This window comes from Dehalobacter sp. CP (assembly GCF_047652685.1).
Lineage (GTDB): Bacteria > Bacillota > Desulfitobacteriia > Desulfitobacteriales > Syntrophobotulaceae > Dehalobacter.
The window spans coordinates 1158012-1177556 of record NZ_CP157399.1 but is presented as its reverse complement, the minus strand read 5'-3'; the positions used below and the strand labels follow the sequence as shown (position 1 = coordinate 1177556).

General features: G+C 45.5%; 24 protein-coding genes. 2 read left to right on the top strand and 22 right to left on the bottom strand.

All coding sequences use genetic code 11. The features are described from left to right. The 7 genes from AAH944_RS05980 to spoIIIAA all read right to left on the bottom strand — a co-directional run bounded on the left by AAH944_RS05980 (position 1) and on the right by spoIIIAA (position 4958). Complete coding sequence (locus tag AAH944_RS05980) at positions 1–558, bottom strand: stage III sporulation protein AG (RefSeq protein WP_415537294.1); 558 nt, start codon at positions 556–558, stop codon at positions 1–3. A gap of 16 nt (positions 559–574) precedes the next feature. Continuing rightward, entirely contained in the window at positions 575–1192 is a 618-nt protein-coding gene (spoIIIAF, locus tag AAH944_RS05975; RefSeq protein WP_415537292.1) for a stage III sporulation protein AF, read from the bottom strand. A gap of 17 nt (positions 1193–1209) precedes the next feature. Then, a complete protein-coding gene (spoIIIAE, locus tag AAH944_RS05970) occupies positions 1210–2454 on the bottom strand; it encodes a stage III sporulation protein AE (RefSeq protein WP_415537290.1) in 1245 nt (414 codons plus the stop codon). Between the two features lie 12 nt (positions 2455–2466). After that, the gene (spoIIIAD, locus tag AAH944_RS05965; RefSeq protein WP_020491653.1) at positions 2467–2853 is read right to left on the bottom strand and encodes a stage III sporulation protein AD; all 387 of its coding nucleotides are present in this window, start codon (positions 2851–2853) and stop codon (positions 2467–2469) included. A gap of 12 nt (positions 2854–2865) precedes the next feature. Beyond that, positions 2866–3063: a stage III sporulation protein AC gene (spoIIIAC, locus tag AAH944_RS05960; RefSeq protein ID WP_015042513.1), complete on the bottom strand. Its 198-nt coding sequence runs from the start codon at positions 3061–3063 to the stop codon at positions 2866–2868. 16 nt (positions 3064–3079) lie between these two features. Beyond that, the gene (locus AAH944_RS05955) at positions 3080–3589 is read right to left on the bottom strand and encodes a stage III sporulation protein AB (RefSeq protein WP_415537288.1); all 510 of its coding nucleotides are present in this window, start codon (positions 3587–3589) and stop codon (positions 3080–3082) included. Positions 3590–3887: 298 nt separating this feature from the next. After that, entirely contained in the window at positions 3888–4958 is a 1071-nt protein-coding gene (gene spoIIIAA / locus AAH944_RS05950) for a stage III sporulation protein AA (RefSeq protein ID WP_415537286.1), read from the bottom strand. 194 nt (positions 4959–5152) lie between these two features. Here spoIIIAA and AAH944_RS05945 point away from each other — a divergent pair, with 194 nt between their 5' ends. Beyond that, on the top strand, positions 5153–6562 hold the full coding sequence (locus AAH944_RS05945; RefSeq protein WP_415537284.1) for a LysM peptidoglycan-binding domain-containing protein: 1410 nt from the start codon (positions 5153–5155) through the stop codon (positions 6560–6562). 123 nt (positions 6563–6685) lie between these two features. Here the strand turns inward: AAH944_RS05945 and efp are convergent, their stop codons facing one another. The 6 genes from efp to AAH944_RS05915 form a co-directional block, all read right to left on the bottom strand. Next, positions 6686–7243, bottom strand: a complete 558-nt coding sequence (gene efp / locus AAH944_RS05940) for an elongation factor P (RefSeq protein ID WP_015042509.1) — start codon at positions 7241–7243, stop codon at positions 6686–6688. Between the two features lie 65 nt (positions 7244–7308). Then, on the bottom strand, positions 7309–8367 hold the full coding sequence (locus AAH944_RS05935) for a M24 family metallopeptidase (RefSeq protein ID WP_415537282.1): 1059 nt from the start codon (positions 8365–8367) through the stop codon (positions 7309–7311). Beyond that, positions 8327–8824 (bottom strand): type II 3-dehydroquinate dehydratase, encoded by a 498-nt coding sequence (locus AAH944_RS05930; protein WP_415537280.1) that lies wholly within the window; start codon positions 8822–8824, stop codon positions 8327–8329. Before AAH944_RS05930 ends, AAH944_RS05935 begins: the two co-directional genes overlap by 41 nt. Positions 8825–8984: 160 nt before the next feature. Continuing rightward, complete coding sequence (locus AAH944_RS05925; protein ID WP_415537278.1) at positions 8985–9497, bottom strand: LysM peptidoglycan-binding domain-containing protein; 513 nt, start codon at positions 9495–9497, stop codon at positions 8985–8987. Between the two features lie 119 nt (positions 9498–9616). Beyond that, positions 9617–10480, bottom strand: coding sequence for an amidohydrolase family protein (locus AAH944_RS05920; RefSeq protein WP_415537276.1), 864 nt, complete (start codon positions 10478–10480; stop codon positions 9617–9619). An 18-nt stretch (positions 10481–10498) separates the two neighbouring features. After that, positions 10499–11422: an amidohydrolase family protein gene (locus AAH944_RS05915; protein ID WP_415537274.1), complete on the bottom strand. Its 924-nt coding sequence runs from the start codon at positions 11420–11422 to the stop codon at positions 10499–10501. Positions 11423–11801: 379 nt separating this feature from the next. On the opposite strand from AAH944_RS05915, the gene AAH944_RS05910 reads away from it, so the two are divergent. Then, positions 11802–12248, top strand: coding sequence for a MarR family winged helix-turn-helix transcriptional regulator (locus AAH944_RS05910; protein ID WP_415537272.1), 447 nt, complete (start codon positions 11802–11804; stop codon positions 12246–12248). 45 nt (positions 12249–12293) lie between these two features. Here AAH944_RS05910 and AAH944_RS05905 read toward each other — a convergent pair whose 3' ends face one another. From AAH944_RS05905 to AAH944_RS05865, 9 genes are all read right to left on the bottom strand, one after another. After that, positions 12294–12734, bottom strand: a complete 441-nt coding sequence (locus tag AAH944_RS05905) for a hypothetical protein (RefSeq protein ID WP_415537270.1) — start codon at positions 12732–12734, stop codon at positions 12294–12296. 149 nt (positions 12735–12883) lie between these two features. Continuing rightward, entirely contained in the window at positions 12884–14287 is a 1404-nt protein-coding gene (locus AAH944_RS05900) for a hypothetical protein (protein ID WP_415537268.1), read from the bottom strand. Next, a complete protein-coding gene (locus AAH944_RS05895; RefSeq protein WP_415537266.1) occupies positions 14272–14727 on the bottom strand; it encodes a type II secretion system protein in 456 nt (151 codons plus the stop codon). Before AAH944_RS05895 ends, AAH944_RS05900 begins: the two co-directional genes overlap by 16 nt. 126 nt (positions 14728–14853) lie before the next feature. After that, positions 14854–16017 (bottom strand): type II secretion system F family protein, encoded by a 1164-nt coding sequence (locus AAH944_RS05890; RefSeq protein WP_415537264.1) that lies wholly within the window; start codon positions 16015–16017, stop codon positions 14854–14856. A gap of 25 nt (positions 16018–16042) precedes the next feature. Next, a complete protein-coding gene (locus AAH944_RS05885; protein ID WP_415537797.1) occupies positions 16043–17734 on the bottom strand; it encodes a GspE/PulE family protein in 1692 nt (563 codons plus the stop codon). Continuing rightward, on the bottom strand, positions 17727–18092 hold the full coding sequence (locus AAH944_RS05880; protein WP_415537262.1) for a hypothetical protein: 366 nt from the start codon (positions 18090–18092) through the stop codon (positions 17727–17729). Before AAH944_RS05880 ends, AAH944_RS05885 begins: the two co-directional genes overlap by 8 nt. A gap of 17 nt (positions 18093–18109) precedes the next feature. Then, on the bottom strand, positions 18110–18607 hold the full coding sequence (locus tag AAH944_RS05875; protein ID WP_415537260.1) for a type II secretion system protein: 498 nt from the start codon (positions 18605–18607) through the stop codon (positions 18110–18112). Positions 18608–18733: 126 nt separating this feature from the next. After that, the gene (locus AAH944_RS05870) at positions 18734–19111 is read right to left on the bottom strand and encodes a type IV pilus modification PilV family protein (RefSeq protein WP_415537258.1); all 378 of its coding nucleotides are present in this window, start codon (positions 19109–19111) and stop codon (positions 18734–18736) included. Positions 19112–19147: 36 nt separating this feature from the next. Further along, positions 19148–19486 (bottom strand): type II secretion system protein, encoded by a 339-nt coding sequence (locus AAH944_RS05865; RefSeq protein ID WP_415537256.1) that lies wholly within the window; start codon positions 19484–19486, stop codon positions 19148–19150. Between the last annotated feature and the right edge of the window lie 59 nt (positions 19487–19545).

Sequence of the window (19545 nt, the reverse complement as noted above, 5' to 3'; positions counted from 1 at the left end):
TCAGACGCCCCCCATTGGAACAACACTGATTTTGGCCGGTTCAATATTCAACAACGTCCTGACCGCTTCAAATACTTGTTCCTTTATTTTGGGATCACTTGCTCCCTGCGCGATAACCAATACTCCCGCGACCTGTGGACGCTCCTCCGTAATGATTAAAGCATTTTCGCCGACGACCACGATCTTGTTATTCTGAGTTACCTCTTCCGTTTCTCTGGTTCCGCCGTCTTTATCCGTTTCCTTGGAAGTTTTTTTCGTAACGCTTTCATCCCTGGCATACTGTTTCTTTACATCGGAGGTCAGGGTAACTAGGACCTTCGTTTTGCCAACGCCCTGAATTTTTTCCAGATTGGCTGCAAGTTTTTCTTCAAGTTGTTTTTCCAATGCAGTAAAACCCGATTCATTTTCTGGAACGGCTGTTACCGTTTCAGCCGGGGATTGGACTGATGCAGCGGGCTGATCCTCCTGTGAGGTAAAAATAAGAATGGCTGCGACGATTACCAGCAAGATCACGGCCAACGTAATCTTTTCTGTGATCACCTGCTTGAAAAATCCCATACTGACTTCCTTCCTCCTATTTTTCTTCCTGCACAAACACGATTTCTTCCGGCAGCTGCATGAGTGCTGCAACCTGTTTTTTTATTTCCATTGCTTTCGCTGACTCAGCCGTTCCCTGGTCCTCGGCCTGGTCTGTGTTGACGCCTCCGATAATGACCGGCTTAACAGGCTCAATGCTGACAATTTGCTGACTGAAATGGATCTCGACTTTTTGGATTTGCGGATAGTCGGCAAATCCCTCTCCCCCGTCCTCCAGTTCAACATTCGTATCCGAGCTTTTGACCCCTTCCACTCCGGATACAAGGGCCTGAATCTGGTTAACCAGAATCCTGCGGTATTGTTCGATCACCAGAGCATTTGCTTCCGTGGAAGAATTGTCTTCTCCGTCAGAACTATTTTCCTGTGCCAGAACAGGCAAGTCTCCGGAAGAACTGCCGGCCCAGGCCGGCACGCTATTTTCAAAGTCCCAGTTCAGTAGATCTGCCAACGGATTCAGGATTGCCGCAATCACAAACAGCCCCATGACCATCTGCACAAATCCCCGCATGGATTTATTCGGCAGAAGCATCTCGAGAAAGGAGGCCAGCAATAGAATGAAAGCCAGGTTGCGAATCAGCGTCTTTAATCCTTCCATTTTCCCACACCTCAAAATCAGCGAAGCATTACCGCCAAATTTCCAGTCCCGACAATGATCACGATCGTCATAAAAAACATGATACCGACGGATGTAACGGTTACAAAAATATATAATAAGCCTTTGGACATGTCCTGTAGACTATCCGCAAGTTCTTTTTCTCCCAGAGGTTCGACCAGTGCCGCAGCCAGTTTAAAAGTAAACATCATCGCGATAATCTTAATCGCCGGCAGAAAGGTAATGACGATAATCGCAATCATTGCCACGATCCCCAGCGCGTTCTTAAGCAAGAGACCTGAGCTTGCCACGATCTCAACAGCGTCTTTGAAAAATTTGCCGGCAACCGGGATCAAATCTGCTGCATATTTTACCGTCCTCAGCGTGACCCCGTCGGCTACGCCCCCTGTTACGCCTTGTACCGACATAATGCCGATAAAAACCGTCATGACGATACCAATACTGAGTTTACCTCCGAACTCCAGCAGAGAGGCTAATTTACTGAGCTTGAACTGTTCGGAAATGTTATTGAACAGCCTCAGGATAATGCTCAGGAAAAAAAGCGGCAACACAATGTTTTTGATTACCGTAGCCAAAAAGATCAGACTGCCGATGACCATCGGTTTAAACAAGGCTGCGCTGGTCAGACTGCCCATGGTCAGCAGGACGGTATACATGGCCGGGAGGATGATCTGCATAAAAGAAACCATATTGTCAATGGACGCATTGCCGACGTCCAGCGCAATACGAAAGGATGTCATTGCAAGCGCCAACAGGACAAGATATACGAGCATTCGGGCTATCCTGCTTACTTCGCCTGTAAAAGCAGACTGCAGTTGATTGATGATTGCGCAGATCACAGCGAGCACCAGCAGCTTTGCAATCAAAGGCGCGTTGGTGACTACCTGTTTCAGCAGAGCCTTGACAATGCTGCTGCCGATGCCCTGCAGACTAAAATTAGCCTCGCCGTTTTTAATACTTTCAAAGATCTCTGTTAAAGAAAAATCAGGCAGAGAGTCCTGAACATCGCGGTCCAGTTGATTCAAAAATTCTCTGACTTTAGATAAATCTATCTCTTCGGACAAATCTACTTTTTCGGACACGCCCATCTCCCCGGAATTCTCTGCTTCCGCAAATCGTTTATCCGCCTCCGTCCCTGTGTAACTCGTCTCCTGACTTTCTGCCGCCAGGGTCACCACTGGAAAAGCAAATACCAGGGTCATCCATATGGCAAGCCCCAGCGTAGCCAAGACTTTTTTTGTCATCCGTATCGCTCCTCACGCCAGCAGCTTCATCACGGATTCCATGATCGCTGCAATGATTGGGATAGCCAAAATGACCACGAATACTTTGGCTGCAATTTCAACTTTTGTGGCCAGTGCATTCTCTCCGGCATCCCGGCAGATTTGGCCTCCCAATTCCGCCAAATAGGCTACTCCCACGATTTTAAGAACAATGAATAAGTAGTAGGAACTGATATCTGCCTGATCAGCCAGTTTCTGCAGCAGATCAATAACCAGTCTGATTTTGTCCATGATCAGCAGAAATATGGTTACCCCTGCCAGAATGCTTAGCTGAATTGCAATCTCAGGTTTAATTTGTTTCAGAACAGCTCCGAGAACCGTGACAATGATGGCGAGTCCAATCACTTGTGCTATTTCCATTGCCAGAGCCCCCTAGTATAGATTAAATACGCTTTTCACCAGAACAAACAGATCGGAGATTCCCTGGATGACCAGATACAACACGACAACAACCCCGGCAATGGTAACCATCTGGGCCTGCTCTTTCTTACCGGCCTCATTCAGAATAATTGCACAAATGCCCACCAATAGACCAATACCTGCTACCTTCAAAATGAGGTCAATACTCATCGCGAACCCTACCTCCTCACATGATCATAATGACAACCGCAATTCCGCCCAGGAAGCCGAGGTAAGACCACATCTTTGCCCTGCTTTCTGCCTGCTGCCTGGCCTTTTCATCTACGCCTGCCAAATGCCGCTGAACAAGTTCGAGCTGTTTATGCTGTTCATTCCGGTCCGACCTGCCCAATCCCTGACTGATTCCGCTGATCACCAGCCAATCGTCCTCTGTCAGGCAGGTTTTTCGGCGGTGCGTTTCAATACTTTTTTTCCAGGCCTGAGAAGCATTTTCTCCGGATCTGATCTGTTCCTCAAGACTGGCAAAAAACAGCTGCCAGGGAGGACCGGTTCTTTCCTTAAGTACCCGGAAAGCGTCTGGCAGAGGCGTTGCTCCCCAGTATATCTCAGTATCCAGCAGCGCCAGGGCATTGATCATTTCCCTGATTTCCTGCGGACGTTTCTTAATTTGTTTTGCCTTCATGATTCCCAAACAGCCAAATCCGATGATCAGCGCAAGATAGCCTGCAACCAGCATACTTTTCGCCTCCAATGGCCTAATAAAGCGGACCGATCAACTCGTAAAACATTCTTCATATACTATCCTCTTGGCTTAAAGACCAACCTAAGCAAACTTATCATCAGTCTGTGGGGCACAATTCCGCTGTGAGCGGAGCACGATGCGGAGCGCGGCTTTTTGACGGCCACGGATGGCCTAATGTCGCGATGCCATGGATGGCAAGAAGCGACTTGCCAAGGATGGCGCAACAGCCGAAAAGCGGTATTGTACCCCACAGACTTGCCCAAAAAATAGTTCAATGGTTTGTGAGATGAATCTAAGCGTTGTACGAATGTCGCGATGCCACGGATAGCTTATTGAACAAATTAACGCCGCTCGCCATGTCATAAACGGCTTCCACCGTACCCGGACCGTTTGCCCTGCTTAACACAACAACCCTTTCAAAAGTCTCTCTATTCAGCAATTCCCTGAGATGGATCCTTTTTTGCAGTTCGTCCAAAGAACCGGCATGGACCGTAGCCAGAATTTTTACGCCGCAGCGAACGGCCTCCCCAAGCGCCGCGGCATCTTCCCGCCCCCCCAGTTCATCGACAGCAACCACCTCAGGCGCCATTGACCTAATCAGCATGATCAGTCCCTGAGCTTTGGGACATCTGTCCAGTACATCTGTGCGGCAACCAAGATCGAAAGAAGGAATGCCCTGCCACATCCCGGCAATCTCACTTCTTTCATCAACCACGCCGACAGTATGGCCTTTCAGGTTGAGTTGAGGTACACCGTTGCTGAGATTTTTAACTAAAAATCTCAGCATTGTGGTCTTCCCTGCTCTCGGAGGTGAAACCAGCAACGTATGGCAGACTGTATTTTTCTGATTGATCAGTAAGCCCAGCAATTCCGGAACGATCATTTCCGGCTGTCTCGCTAAACGAATATTCAAGGCGGAAATATGGCGCATAATCCTGATCTTGCCATGTTCAACGACTGTTTCTCCGCTTAATCCCACGCGGTGCCCACCGGGCAAAGTCAGAAAACCCTGCCGTAATTCCTCCTCAGCGGCATAGACAGAACTGAAGGTCATTTTTTCCAGCGTTTCCAACAGGTCTTCACGCTTGACAATATATGCTAGATTCTTTGTTCCGGTTTGCCCCGCCGAAGTACAGAAATATTCCCTGGTTCCTGTTCTGAAGAGGACAGGCTGGTTGATTCTGAGACGAATTTCTTCAATATTTTCCGTGTCGGGTAAAGCCTCTGCCGCCTTACGGATCATTCCGCCCAGCTGTTCCCCAAACCAACGGATAATCCCTTCACCCTCTGATTCCGGATTAAAGAGTACATCATTTTTATTCCTAGGAACTTCCGTTAAAGGTGAAGCAAAGCTTACCTTCATGTTTTAACCTCCTCTGTATTAGAAGGTATGTCCTAAAAAACGTTTTTAGAATTACCAGTTTGTTCGGAGAAAATAAAAAACGACCTCAATGGTCGTCTTAGGAAAATTGAACATGAAAAGCTCCTTGCCAAAGGATAAATCACCTTGAGTTTCCTTTCTACATATCCTACATGAAAAGGAGTAGGAGGTGCTCTATGCTTATTCATGTCGTCAAAGCGAATCAAACTTTGGATCAGATTGCAATTACATATCGGGTCTCGCCGGCATCAATCATAAGCGTGAACGGACTTGTTGAACCTGTACAACTGCTGACCGGATTAGCATTAGTTATACCGACTGAAGATGTCTTCCATACTGTGAAATCGGGAGAAACATTATGGAAAATTGCCCAGATTTATGGAACGACCGTACAAATCATTCTCCAGAACAATCAGATTGCTAACCCTGCCAATATTTATCCTGGCCAGCTGATCACCATTCCTGCCAGGCGGCATCGCGTTCTCGCTGGAGAGACTTTATGGTTTATTGCTCAAAAATATCAAGTCTCTTTACAAAACCTCATTAAGGTCAATAACATCACGAACGTCAATTTGATTTATCCGGGCACTGTACTCATGATCCCGCGTAAACCTCGGCCAACCATCGATGTCAATGGCTATATCTATCGTTTCAGTCAGGATGCGATTGCTACTGTCAATCGGGAAGCTGAACATCTTACATATTTAAGTCCTTTCGCCTACTTGATTAGAGAGGATGGAAGCCTGCAGACAATCGAAGATCTTCCGCTCATTCAAGCTGCCATAGCAAAAAAAGTAACCCCGATGATGTCCATTACCAACTTTACGTCGACTACGCGTGGAGAAAATCTTGCTCATCTTGTCTTGACCAATACGGAAGCCATTAATCGGTTAATGACAAATGCCATCAATATCATGAAAGAAAAAGGTTATCGGGGACTTAACATTGATTTTGAAAACGTACTTCCCGAAGACAGGGGAGCTTATAACGCTTTGCTTCAAATAGCAGTTACCCGTCTTCATGCAGAAGGGTTCTTCGTTTCAACGGCTTTAGCGCCAAAATTAAGTGCTGAACAACGGGGACTGCTCTACGAGGCGCATGATTATCCAGCCCATGGCCGAATTGTAGATTTCGTTGTTCTTATGACCTATGAATGGGGTTGGCGCGGCGCTTCACCACAGGCAATTTCTCCCTTGAATCAGATCAAACGGGTTTTGGATTATACTGTTTCAGTCATTCCAAGAGAAAAAATCTTTTTTGGCTTTCAGATTTATGCCAGGGATTGGCTTTTGCCGCATGTCTCCGGACAAATTGCCGAAACCTTTGGAATGGATGAAGCAATGTCCAGAGCCCTTCGATATCATGCTGAGATCCAGTATGATACGGTTACCCAGTCCCCTTTCTTCCGGTATACGGATACGCAGGGAAACAGTCATGAAGTGTGGTTTGAGGATGCCCGCAGTGCCCAGGCCAAATTTGATACCGTCAAAGCTTATGGATTAAGAGGCATCAGTTATTGGGCTTTAGCCTATCCCTTTCCTCAGAACTGGGCTTTGCTGGAAGATAATTTTACGGTCCGGAAATGAGGAAATGAGAGATTCCTCAAACAGATTCTTGCGTTTCACAAATAATAAAGGGTTGTTGCTCAAGAAATTACTTGCCCAACAACCCTTTTATTCTAATTATTCTTCTTGTAATAGATAAGATGATTAAGCCCGGGAAACATACGCTCCGCTTCTGGTGTCGATAATCAGGACATCGCCTTCATTCACAAAGAACGGTACTTGAACCGTAGCACCGGTCTCGACAGTCGCCGCTTTGGTACCGCCTGTGGCCGTATCACCCTTGACTCCGGGCTCACATTCCGTTACTTTAAGCACAACTGTATTGGGAAGGTCTACACCAATGACTTCGCTATTATAGAGCAGGACGCCAAGGTTCATATTTTCTTTGAGCCACTTGACTTCCTGGCCAATTTGAGCCTCGGTCAACATAATTTGTTCATAGCTTTCATTGTCCATCACAACAAATTGATCACCGTCTTTATACAAATACTGCATCTCACGGCGATCCAGACGGGCTCTGGGAACTTTCTCCCCGGCATTGAATTTCTTTTCAACAACGCCGCCCGTTCTGACATTCTTAACTTTGGCACGCACAAAAGCAGCGCCTTTTCCAGGTTTCACGTGTTGGAATTCGACTATCTGAAATATATCGCCATCCAGTTCAATAGTCACTCCGGTTTTAAAATCGTTTGAAGAAATCATTTTGCTGATCCCCCTATAATATTGTAGATTTTTTTATGTATCAATAACGGATACAAGTAATGCCACTAATCAATAATAATGCACTGCTTTGGTGTCTGTGTCAAGACTTCCAAACCAGAATTTGTGACTAACGCGACATCTTCAATTCTGACGCCGCCCCAGTCAGGGATATAAATTCCGGGTTCAATCGTAAGTACCATCCCCGGTTCAAGTACCGTTTCATCACGGGTATTTAAATACGGTGTCTCATGGATCTCGATCCCGAGGGAATGCCCCAGACTGTGACCGAAATATTCACCGTAACCGGCACGTGTAATCACTTCTCTGGCTACCGCATCGACATCTTTAGCCTTAACGCCGGGCTTCAGAGCTTTAACCCCGGCCAGCTGCGCCTCGAGCACAATATCGTAAACTTCCAGGTGCTTGCTCTCAGGCTTTCCCAAAAACAGCGTCCGCGTAAAATCGGAACAATACCTTTGGTAGATCGCTCCAATATCCAGCGTTAGAAATTCCCCTTTTTGTATCTTTTTGCTGGAAGCCACACCGTGCGGCAGCGCGGAACGTGTTCCCGAGGCGACAATATAGTCAAACGATCGGCCGCTGGCACCCATTTTCCTTTGGCAGAATTCCAGTTCCAACGAAAGCTCTTCTTCCGTCATTCCCGGATATATCTTGTCCAGTGTCTGGACAAAGGCCTGGTCCGTGATTCTAACCGCCTGGCGGATCAGTGCAATTTCCGTTTCATCCTTAATTTGCCGGAGCTTCTTAAAGATCACGGAGGCATTTTCAAATCTATGCCCGCTTAGAGCCTGCTGCAGTTTCTGGAAATCGCCCCAAGACAAAGCCTCTTCCTCAATCCCTATTACAATCAGCCCTTGAACCATCTCTCCGATGACTGCATAGGGATCTCCGGTCACTTTGATAATTTCAAAACCCGGGGCTTCCGCCGCGGCTTGTTCAATATACCGGAAGTCTGTGAATAGAATGGAACGGCTGGGTTCGATCAGCAAGGTTGCACTGGTCCCCGTAAAACCGCTTAAATAAAAAATATTGGGCGATGAGGTCACGATTAAGGCATCAAGTTTATTCTCGGCCAGTCTCCGGCGAATCTTTTCCAGCCTCATGGTTGCTATTCCTTTCCTTCTGACGGTACTTCTGAAATTCCAGCGCATAGGCTAAGGCCAGAAAATAACTGTCTGTCCCGAGTCCGCTGATTTGCCCGACGCAGGCTCCGGCGATCACTGAATGGGAACGAAAACCTTCCCGGGCATAAATATTCGACAGATGCACTTCAAGAGCGGGCACGTTTACCCCTTTGATCGCATCGTAAAGTGCATAGCTTGTATGGGTCCAGGCCCCTGGGTTAAGAATTAAAAAATCAGCCGGCGTTAACTTCGTAATCCAGTCCACAAGCTCCCCTTCATAGTTCGTCTGATGGCACTCGACAGTGAAGCCATGTGTTTGTCCCGTCTCGATCAACCTGCCGTTCACTTCATCAAGCGTTGTTTTACCGTATATATCCGGTTCTCTCTGTCCGAGAAGATGAAGATTAACACCATGGAAAACATGAATACGGTTCATAGGTCTCTCCTTCTTTATCTATTATTTGCTATAGAAAACAAAATAATGACATAGCCTTTTTCTACCTAAAATAAGGCATATCTCATTATAACGAAAAAAATAAAAATATAAAATAATTTTGCTGAATTCTTTGAATAGTCATGAACCACGTTTGAGGCGTCTATTTTGGCGTTTCGCTGTCCGTTTTCTCGCTGCTCTGAACCTGAGGATAAATGACCCCAAGTGCGGATTTTTCGCCTTCCATCCGCGGAGAATTGACAATATTAATATTGCTCAGCATAATACTGGTTTCAATAACCCCATTTCCGGGACATTCCACTTTCCGAATTTCAGTCCGCGGCAGGATAAAATGGACCTCATGCGGAACTGTCGGTTCGCCGATCCTGGCAACCCGGATTTTTACGCCTTCTACTTCAAGGATTACATCATCGTACCGTTTTTGGGCATACCCACTGGTAAGGTAATTGCCTGGATCGTTGGCATAAGCTGAACCGGCAGATCCGGAAGCGCCATAACCGGAAGCCTGCCGATCCGGAATATTAACGATCTGTCCAACGACCAACGCGCAAGGATCGACACCGGGGTTTGCTTTGCCGATATCCTGCCAGCAGCACCCGTTCCGGCCTGCTAAAAGGAAAAATGTATCTCCTGCTTTTATCGTATACTTTTTCAACAGCCCTCCCCCTTTCTACATTTCCATATTATGGGGATCAAGGTTGTCAGGTTCTTTTTTATCAAGTAGGTCTTTGACAGCTTTAACGATCAACCAGACACAATAGAAAGGAGATATCATCACCAAAATTGACAATATCCCGGTTCAAAGTTCTTCCGACCTGATTCAGTAAACATACCGCTTGGCGTGACATAAACATGATTGATAAAGGTTTCAGATATTGTTTTCGGGAGATGTGTCGCTTCCTTGGAAAGCGCTTCATCAAGGCGAGCAAGGAAGAACGGCACCATCTCTCCCCAATGACCTGCAATCAGCTGTAAATTGGGATATTTCACGAAAACACCCGATAATATCATCCGTAGAATGTGGACGCCTACTTCTGCATGCCACCCCCAGCCAAATGCTGATAATCTGGCACTGACAACCGGGTCTAAACCGCTATAATACACCGCTTGTACTATTCTTGCCGGAAATCCCGGGTGCATATAAATCGGCACTTGCAAAAAGTTTGCCATCTCAAGGACAGGCTCAAATTTTGCGTTATGAAGAAAGGTTGCGTCTGCCGCTGGCCGTCCGCTAAGTAAAACCCCTTTGAAATTAAGTTCTTTGACGGTGCGTTCCAGTTCATCTGCCGACGCCTTCGGGTCTGCCCACGGTAAAGTTGCAAAAGCTGCAAAGCGGTCAGGATATTTTCTAACCCTCTCTGCCATTTCATTGTTGGCTGCCTTCGCGATCGAAATAGCTTCCGGCGCAGGGATTAGCTGAGTCGCTGCGGTATAAGAAAGCACCTGCATATCTATTTTTTCTGCATCCATGCTTGCCAACCACTTTTCCTCAACATTCCCATCTGTATTTGTAGTGTAATAGGCCAACCCCGGCGAGTGGGAATCGGAAATGTATGGCGTCATTTGCAACAGATATTTCCATGACGCTGCGGTTATTTCTCTATTATTTACATGTTCTTCGATTGTGATAATCTTCATTTTTTATTTACATTTCCTTTATTCGTTTATAAATGACTCAATCCCATTGACCCAAACGCGTTTAACTTTATGGAGCGCATTAATATCGGTGGTAGGGTCACCATCAACCAAAAGCAGATCCGCCCTGTGACCCGGTTTAATCATGCCTCTGTCTTTAAAGCCAAACAATTTGGCAGGAAGGCTGGTTGCGCTTTGTAGAGCCTGTACGGGAGTCATGCCTGCAGCCACAAACGCTTCGATTTCATCAAGCAAACCAATACCGTGATCGATTCTGGCAGGGGCAAAGGGCGCATGATTTGCATCCGTACCTGCAATGACTGGTATCCCCGCATTCATTAAGGTTTTTAGTATAATATCAATATTTTGTGAATCCAAGTTGAGATTGGGCATACGATTTAGAAAAGCGATCGTTTTTTTCATCATGCCCGAAGTAGGAACCGTAATGATCCCTTTTTCCAACATTTCTTCGATCAGGGATTGCGTAATCGGGGCTTCAACCGGAATGTGCGTAATAATATCAACACCTGCGTCAATGGCTGTTTTGAAAGTGGCCATCGATACAGCATGGGCAAATACCAGAAGTTTATGTTCGTGTGCAGCCTCTGTCAAGGCGGTAATTGTTTCCGGGGATAAGGCCTTTTCCGCCATACGCGGTTGATCCTCAATGATAATTTTTATATAATCAGCACCTTTATTAACCTGATCGGCAACAAAACCTTTTGGGTCGTCAATAGGATAAAGAGCAGCTGTGTAACAAGTCAATACATCCGAAAATCCCGGGCGTTTTTTCAGGCTGTTTATAAACTCCGTGGAATGAGCCGCCATATCAAGCATAGTGGTAACGCCGTACTTTACAGCATTTTCCAGGTCACTTAATGCTTCCATATGGACATGCGCGTCAATCAGTCCGGGCAGCAGTGTGCCCCCCTCGCCATCAATCACAGAGTCTCCTTTGGTTTCGTGGGATATAAACCATTTTCAATCACAACCGATTTATGATTCGTTAATTTTATGCCATCAAAAATCTGTATATTGGTTATTTCTATTGACATAACTTCCCCTCCTAAATTCTCATTTTGGGACAAGCGCTTACTTCATATTTGTTCCCGCTAGTCCAATTCCTGACGATCCCTGACAAACCACCTGTTATTCATACGATATTTCCTACTATTTCATATACTTTACCCCTCCCGAAGTAATATTTACTTTATGGTAAAAAAAACTTTACCGTTGACAATGATACTACCGGATGTTACCATTGTCAACGGTAAAGTAAAATATTTTTTACCGTAATAAAATGATGTAATAAGGTGTAACGATCATGCAGAATAAATCTGAACTACTAAAGGAACTAACCGATGTCGGGCATCTTTTTCGCAAGATTCTAACCCGGCCCATAGAATCAAATTGCAAAGTGAATGTAAAGCCTTCGCAAAAGTACGCCCTGATCGCGCTGTCAAGTCATAGTGAGATGACCATGTCAGAACTCGGTCGGGACCTATTGGTCTCGAAGCAGCAGCTTACCATCATCGTTGGTGAATTGCTGAGAAAGGGTTACGTTGAGCGTTATCTTGATAAGAATAATCTTCGTATTGTCTATGTCCGGCTGACCGAAGAGGGAAGAAACGCTCTTAATGAGATCTATACGCATGTAGAAACCGGACTTTCATCAAAGCTGGATCTACTGTCCGCTGAAGAGCTTGACGCGTTAATGTCTGCAGCGGTCTCAATTAAGAAATCGCTCGAGAAAATAGATGAAAATGAATAGGATAAGTATAAATATTTAGGTAGGAAATGATCAAAGTCGCCCTCTCTATTCGGAGCGAATAAGAATACTCAGACGAACTTCCGCTTCTCCGTTTACATAATCCAGTTCCTGAATCAAAAAAGGGGCCTCCTTCTGAAGCTGAATTGTATTCACCGCCCGGAGTATTTTCTTCAGTTCCCCTTCTCCGTTTACTTTGATCGTGGCTTGAAAGAAATCCCCTCTTTTCATTGACGGCTGGTTGATATTCATTGCCTTAACCAAAACATTTTCGGATTTGAGGCAATGATTGATCTGTTCCAGCATATGCGGAAGATCGGCGCGATCCGGTATCAGCAGATTGTTCTTGGCCCCTTCTGCTAGAATGTCCTGGTATTCCTGCCGGAGTAAGTTTTCTTTTGCACTGACGGTATCTAGTTGCCGAGTCAGCGGTCGCACTGCCAGGACCTGGACTGCGATGACGGTCAATAGAATGATACTCGCGCCCATAATCACAATTCTGCTTAAACTTAACTTATCTAAAAACCGCCACCTTGTAGCAGGCTCAGATAAGAAGTCTCTCTGAGATGAGATGTTTCTATCAGATAAAAAGTGCTTTAAAAATTGAAGGTATTTAAAAGACACATCTTCACCTCACTTCAAATTTTTCTTTCTACACGCAAGCAGAACGAAATTGTTTTATCCCGATAATCATAATCGGTCAGGACTGGTTCCCTCCAGCCTTCTTCCGTCAAAACCCCGATTAAACTTGTGATACTAAGATTATCGGAACAGTCCGCATATAGGTACAGCGTATTCTGCCGATAGCTCAGACGATTCAAACGTATACTGCTGTTAAGGCTGGCTAAGGACTTCTGAACCATTGTTAAATCCCCAAATGTATCGCTGCGGTTCCGTTCCCATTCCGACCAGATCTGATTTTTCCGTTCCGCGTTTAGTTCATCGACCTGTTCCTGCAGTGCCGTAATTTCTATCTGGTGCTCAGAAATATGATTGATTAGCGGATAGCAATAACAACCTATCCCGAAGACCATTCCAATAAAAATCATCAGGACCAGCAGGCATGTTTTTATTTTGGCTGGCCGCAAAAAAATGCAGCCCAAATTGCAGTTTTTCTTTTCTTTCACTCTTTGCCAGCCAGCCAGCAGTGCCAGGTGATGAAAATTCATAGAATAGCTATCTGCCGAAAAATCACTGGAATCAAATTCCTGATAAACGGATTCCAGCGTCCGGACACCCTCAGTCTCTCCTGAATCAATCAGGATATCTGCGATCCGGGCGGCTTTAGCGCTTCCATCCGTGACAACGATATTGAAATGAATTGTGCAGTCTTTCAACGCAGTATAAATCTGATATTTTGGAGTCTCCGGTTCACTGCCCGGGATCACCCTTATCACTTCCGGCAAGCCATTGCGATATTGGACAGCCTGGATATTTTGATTATCAAGTTTAAACAGGCAAAGAATTCTTTTTTCTTTTAAAGGTGCCAGTATCCCGCCAAATGCCTGAACAGTATATTCAGCACCGCAAAGTTCATATCCCGTCTGCTGAAGACACCGGGCATAAAACTCAAGCGTAGTTTTCCTTACGCCAATGACGCTGATCCGAAGATATTCATCCTTCTTCTCGTCCAATACCACGTATTCATAACAAAGTTCGCTGATTGGAACCGGAACTTCCTGTTCAAGCCAGAAATGAACTGTTTTATCCCGATACTTCGGAACAACCCAAGGAATACAAAATTCCCTGATCAGCCCGTTCTTAAAAGGAAGCAACAGATAAACAGGGACTTTTCTCGAACATTTTCGTTGCCCGAATCGTCCCTGACAGTCTTTTTGACGATATTCATCTAGAACCATTTTAAGATTTTCTTCGGCGTCACTGCCTTCGGACCCTGAAAAAGTCTCTAGTGGAAAGCTGGAAACGACAATCTCGGAACCCATGTTTCCAAGCCGCTTCGAGCGATAAAGAAATCTTATTTCTTGGGCATCAATCTCTAAAAAAAGCATTTTTTTCGGCCTGCCTTCTAAATAGACGACCATAAAGTACTGGCAAGACTTTCGTCAAAAACTTTAACTTCAGCCTGAGATCCATCCGAACTTAGATATACCATAATCAAATTTCCGGGGTCCGGAAAGGTATTTCCGGTAATTTCCTCAATACCAAACCCCGTTTTCCCTGCCTCAGCTTTTTGCTGCGTCACCGTTGAATCAAGTCTGGCAATATAATCAGGGATAAGTCCGGAACCCGTGATTGTCCCGTTTGCAGCAGAAAGCTCATCAATCTTCGGATATATTCCGTTGTCGACCTGATATCTGTCCAGTGCCGCTTTGACTTCACGTCCTGTTGTGATATCTGCTTTCTCCCGGGCCGTTTCCGCATTCCCAATAAAACGCGGGATGACAATGGCGGCCAGAATGGCCAGAATGACGACAACCAGCATAACTTCCAGAAGGGTAAACCCTTTTTCATTTTTCACCACGCAAGACATTCCTCCCTGTATTTTATTAAAGTTCTTTTATCTTATTAAAGGTCTCTTTCCTTTTGGCCCGTGTTAGATGGCATGTAAATTTGTCAGTAAAATAAACCTATTTTTGCTTGTACGAAGTTAATGAATCTGTGAGCTGATATCGAAAATCGGCAGAAGAACCCCTATCGCAACAAAACCAACCATACCGGCCATCATCAATACTAAAGCAGGCTCTAAGAGCTTCGTATATTGTTGAATCCGTTCCTCCAGCTCCTTTTTGAACATCTGCGTCAGATACGCAAGCATCTCACTGAGTCTGCCGGATTCCTCGGCCACTTCCAGCATCTTGGCAGCTTCGGCAGGAAACAGCTTGCTCGTCATGATGACGGGGAACATCCTTCTCCCTTCATTAACCGCGAAGATTAATTGCGCGGTCAATTCCTGCATTAAGCGATCCTTGAAAAAGGTTTTGACCAGGAGCAGTGATTCCTGCACGGAAAGTCCGGCGTCCAGCAATCTTCCCAGGACGGAGCAAAATTGAATGAGCTGCCTGGTTCTGTTGATCTTGCCGGTTCCGGGTATGATAAAGGAATGTCCTTTTTTATTCAACAGCCACACCACAATGGCCAGAACAGGGATAACGGCTGTCAAATAGGGGATACAGCCGCCCACTTTAAACATCATTTTTGTCGCCAGCGGCAATTCCGTCTCAAATCCCCGAAAAAGGGTTTCATACATCGGCAGAATGAGAACACTGAGCGCATAGACAATAACTAAAGCTGCAACGAGAAGCAGCAACGGATAAAATAAAGTATTTTTAAATTTCTTTTCAAAAAAATATTCGTCTTCAAGATAATCCGCGACATCGAGCAGTGCGGCCGGCAGGGTCCCGCTTCTTTCTCCGGCTTTAACCATCGTATAAAAGACGTGCCCCGCGGAGGGTATGATGCCTTGTAAACTGACATGAAGTTCAACTCCGGCCTGAAGTGACCGGCTAACCTGCTTCCACTGATTTTTATGTAAACCGGTTGTTTCCCTTTCCGCAATGACATCTAATACCGAGAGCAATGGAATGCCTGCCTCGAGCATGGTTCCAAGCTTGCGTGTCGTCCTCCCCCAAAACAGTTTTCGGTTTCCTGTCTTGTACTTGATCCATACCGAAGTAAACAAGGCCCTGGTGATCTCCATCGGATATAAATGCTGTTCCCTTAGGCCGGAAACAACCCTGCCCCGGTCAGCATCCGCCCAGTAGCCCTTCCGTATCTTGCTATTTTGATCAACGGCCTTCCATTTCCAGAGCATTTGCAAACCTTCTTATTTTCACAGTCTATATTTCCGCCCACAGTCTCATGATTTCTTCCAGCGAAGTCATTCCGGCAGCAACTTTCCTAAGCGCATCTTCTTTCAGCGTAAGCATTCCGGATTTTCGGGAGGCCTTTTCCAGGCTGGCGGCACTGCCTTTTTGCAGAATTAGTTCCTTAATTTCCTGATTGTAGGGAAGATATTCATGAATCCCTATCCTGCCGTTGTATCCGGTCCCATGGCACTTGGAACAGCCTGCCGGTTCATAAATAGCTGATACGGCTTCCCCGTGAAAAATTTGTTTCTCTTCAGCTAAAACCGGTTTTAATTTCCGGCAATTCAGGCATAGTCTCCGGACAAGTCTCTGAGCCAGTACCCCGCAAACCGCCGAAGCTACCATATAGGCATCGATATCCATATCCAATAAACGGGTAAGCGCTTCTGCTGCAGTATTGGTATGAACGGTAGATAAAACAAGGTGCCCGGTCATTGCAGCCGCTGTTGCAATTTTGGCGGTTTCTCTGTCTCTTATTTCCCCTACCATAATAACATCCGGATCCTGACGAAGAATGGATCTCAGGCCACTTGCAAAGTCCAGGCCAATACCAGCATTGACCTGAGCCTGACTGACTCCCGGCAGCCGGTATTCGACAGGGTCTTCGATGGATACCATATTGATTGTTTCGGACGGCAGCTCCCGGATCAGGGCATATAATGTGGTGGTTTTGCCGCTCCCGGTCGGACCGGAAATGAGGATCAGCCCATGCGGCTGGCGGATAAGCTTTCGAATTTGATATTCGACATCCTCCCGCATACCCAGTTCTTCTAGGGAGAGACGTGCGGTCTTTTCATCCAGAATCCTGGTCACGACTTTTTCTCCATAGACAGTCGGAAAAGTAGAAACTCTGACATCAATTTTCTTATCAGAAATGTCCAGCATGATTCTGCCATCCTGAGGGAGACGTCTTTGGGTTATATCCAGACCCGACATGACTTTCAAGCGGGCGGTAACACTTCTGGACAGATCCTTTGGCAAGTTTTCCTTAACCATCAGCAGCCCGTCTATCCGAAATTTCACGCTGAATCCGGTTTCGATCGGTTCCCAGTGTATATCACTTGCTTTTTCGATAACAGCCTGTCGGAACAGCGAATCAACAAGGCTAACGACCGGCGTTTCCTGGGCATTGACATTTTCTTCAATCTTCCAGCTCACTGAATCGTTTGGATTTAGAACAGCATGTTCCCCAGTTGATCTTTCCAATGTAAAACATTCTCGGATTGCAATTTTGATTTCTTCAGCGGAAGCTAGGAGCGGATCAACCTGATATCCGGTGAAAAGCATCACATCATCCAACGCGGTTCTATCTGTAGGATCCGCCATAGCGATGATGATTCTTTGATTCTGAGCCGCAATCGGAATCAGCGTATATTTCCGGGCCAGTTCTTCCGAAACCAATTTTGCTGCTGAAACATTGACAGGTCTCTCAGCAAGACTGATCATGTTAATTCCTGATATCCGGCTTTTAAATTCCAGGATTTCCTCTTCTGCCAAATACGCTGCAAGAAGTTCTTCAAGTTTTGCTCCCTGGTCAAGCAGGGCAAGCTGAGTAGCTATCTCATCGGCATCAGAAATAAGCACCTTGTTCTCACGGGCATACACAAAAAGCTCTTTAAGCACAAAATCTTTCCAAAATCCTGGTTTGGACTGATCAATCATAAACGTACCTGTACCCGGTAAGGTCGTACTTCCCGTCTTCTCCCAACACAAGCTCCCCAACCCTGCACTGTTTCATATTCCCCATTGTTGCCCTGGATGTGATTTGCGTTACATCGTTGGCCCGTATGACTTCAATTTCAACAACCATTCCTTCCGAATCGTATTGAATGCTCCCCTGCCAGGAAGGATCATGAGCAAGAACTGCTTTGGCGTATTCAAGTCCGCTGTCAGCCATATAAGCAGTCTTGACTTTTTGGGCCTCACAGGCAACGATACGTTCCTGTGAGCTGATCAGAATAAAGGTCTGAACCCCCATCCAGGATAAAGAAAACGTAACAAGAAGTATAAGCAGAGACACATTTCCGCTCTCTTTGTTTAATCCGAAGAACTTCTTACACGGACAGTTCTTTGCCAGGTGACGGCGTTCTCCGCCTGTTCTGCCACTAGAGAAATTTGCCATAACCCATCCTTAACTCCAGTACAATAAAATTCATAAATCCTGCTTGCTACCGGAGTCGGAACACCGAGATGTTCACGGTACAAGTCCGGAACTCCGTTAAAGTCCTTGTCAGCAAGATAGTAGCTGTCTGTCATGGCCTTACCGTTCTCAAGATAATTGATACGTAATACTTTACCTGTCCATACTACACTTTCTGCCGTGGAAATAGCTGCGGTCAGAACCTGACCCGCCCGGACAGCTGCAAAGGAAAGATCGGCGTCTGCCATCAGCCCCTTAGCCATCCGGTACTGACTGATGTATAATTGAAAAACCATTGCAGCAACGATTCCGGTAATGACCAGAGAAACAAGAACTTCTAACAGCGTAAATCCCTTGTCATTTTGCCGTCCCGTTTTCTTTGTCAGCCCAGCCATAAGTTACTCCAACCAACATGGTAAAATTCCCATCTATTTATTACCATTTATTAACTCATTTACTATATTTCTACATATTTCCTATATTTCCTGCTAAATAATTTACTTATTTTCCCAAATTAATAATTACTCTGTAATATAATGCAGATAGGTCAGCTTGAACTCTTTTTGATCTTCCAACTCAGTCCAGTTAATTTTTACAGAAATTTTAAGCAGATTTGGAGAATCCCATTCACAACAGACGGTTCTGGAAAACTGTCCAGATTCATCACGCGTTGTCCCGCTCAGATAATGATAAACGGCAGAAGGATCATCTAGCAGGACCGCCGTGATTTCCTCCGCTGTCGAACTGGCAAGATTGACTGCCTGTAGGGTATTGTCGGTATGGCTGCTCTTGATATATGCCGTATTGATCAATGCCAACATGACTGCAAATCCCAGACTAAAAATAAAGAGCCCTGTTAAAACGTCAAGCAAAACAAAACCTTTTTTCTTAGCGTTCATTCCGGCACCTCCCCAAGCAGATTGATTTGTAAATCCTCAACGTATCACTGCTTTTCCACTCTCATCAAGCACATAATGTTTATTTGGATCAAACGGGCAGGCCGGCATTTCCTCAAGATAGGGTCCCTGCCAGTTTAGATCAGCTGAAGGGCAGGTCATCAGATCATCAAGACTTTCCGGACTGCTGCCCGTATCCAAACGGTATAGCCTTACTGCGCTTTCTATTTTGAGCACATTGACTTTGTGTACTTCTGATTCCGTACTGTCGATACTGCTGCTGTAACCAGGCAGAACCATGGAGGCCAGTATTCCCAATAAAGCGATGACCAATAATACTTCCCATAAAGTAAAACCGTTCTTGCAACCTTTTGGCATAACAATTCCTTTCTTGTCTCTGATAAAACAAAAAAATATGTAAATTAATTACATATTTT

What these genes read in the sequence shown, in the direction of transcription:
- AAH944_RS05955 (WP_415537288.1), bottom strand. Translation starts at nt 3,589, where the DNA reads ATGCTGGTTGCAGGCTATCTTGCGCTGATCATCGGATTTGGCTGTTTG.
- AAH944_RS05910 (WP_415537272.1), top strand. Translation starts at nt 11,802, where the DNA reads ATGCAGAATAAATCTGAACTACTAAAGGAACTAACCGATGTCGGGCAT.
- AAH944_RS05865 (WP_415537256.1), bottom strand. Translation starts at nt 19,486, where the DNA reads ATGCCAAAAGGTTGCAAGAACGGTTTTACTTTATGGGAAGTATTATTG.
- AAH944_RS05870 (WP_415537258.1), bottom strand. Translation starts at nt 19,111, where the DNA reads ATGAACGCTAAGAAAAAAGGTTTTGTTTTGCTTGACGTTTTAACAGGG.
- AAH944_RS05875 (WP_415537260.1), bottom strand. Translation starts at nt 18,607, where the DNA reads ATGGCTGGGCTGACAAAGAAAACGGGACGGCAAAATGACAAGGGATTT.
- spoIIIAE (WP_415537290.1), bottom strand. Translation starts at nt 2,454, where the DNA reads ATGACAAAAAAAGTCTTGGCTACGCTGGGGCTTGCCATATGGATGACC.
- efp (WP_015042509.1), bottom strand. Translation starts at nt 7,243, where the DNA reads ATGATTTCTTCAAACGATTTTAAAACCGGAGTGACTATTGAACTGGAT.
- AAH944_RS05905 (WP_415537270.1), bottom strand. Translation starts at nt 12,734, where the DNA reads ATGGGCGCGAGTATCATTCTATTGACCGTCATCGCAGTCCAGGTCCTG.
- spoIIIAD (WP_020491653.1), bottom strand. Translation starts at nt 2,853, where the DNA reads ATGGAAATAGCACAAGTGATTGGACTCGCCATCATTGTCACGGTTCTC.
- spoIIIAA (WP_415537286.1), bottom strand. Translation starts at nt 4,958, where the DNA reads ATGAAGGTAAGCTTTGCTTCACCTTTAACGGAAGTTCCTAGGAATAAA.
- AAH944_RS05900 (WP_415537268.1), bottom strand. Translation starts at nt 14,287, where the DNA reads ATGGTCGTCTATTTAGAAGGCAGGCCGAAAAAAATGCTTTTTTTAGAG.
- AAH944_RS05920 (WP_415537276.1), bottom strand. Translation starts at nt 10,480, where the DNA reads ATGAAGATTATCACAATCGAAGAACATGTAAATAATAGAGAAATAACC.
- spoIIIAF (WP_415537292.1), bottom strand. Translation starts at nt 1,192, where the DNA reads ATGGAAGGATTAAAGACGCTGATTCGCAACCTGGCTTTCATTCTATTG.
- spoIIIAC (WP_015042513.1), bottom strand. Translation starts at nt 3,063, where the DNA reads ATGAGTATTGACCTCATTTTGAAGGTAGCAGGTATTGGTCTATTGGTG.
- AAH944_RS05885 (WP_415537797.1), bottom strand. Translation starts at nt 17,734, where the DNA reads ATGATTGATCAGTCCAAACCAGGATTTTGGAAAGATTTTGTGCTTAAA.
- AAH944_RS05945 (WP_415537284.1), top strand. Translation starts at nt 5,153, where the DNA reads ATGCTTATTCATGTCGTCAAAGCGAATCAAACTTTGGATCAGATTGCA.
- AAH944_RS05980 (WP_415537294.1), bottom strand. Translation starts at nt 558, where the DNA reads ATGGGATTTTTCAAGCAGGTGATCACAGAAAAGATTACGTTGGCCGTG.
- AAH944_RS05890 (WP_415537264.1), bottom strand. Translation starts at nt 16,017, where the DNA reads ATGCTCTGGAAATGGAAGGCCGTTGATCAAAATAGCAAGATACGGAAG.
- AAH944_RS05935 (WP_415537282.1), bottom strand. Translation starts at nt 8,367, where the DNA reads ATGAGGCTGGAAAAGATTCGCCGGAGACTGGCCGAGAATAAACTTGAT.
- AAH944_RS05930 (WP_415537280.1), bottom strand. Translation starts at nt 8,824, where the DNA reads ATGAACCGTATTCATGTTTTCCATGGTGTTAATCTTCATCTTCTCGGA.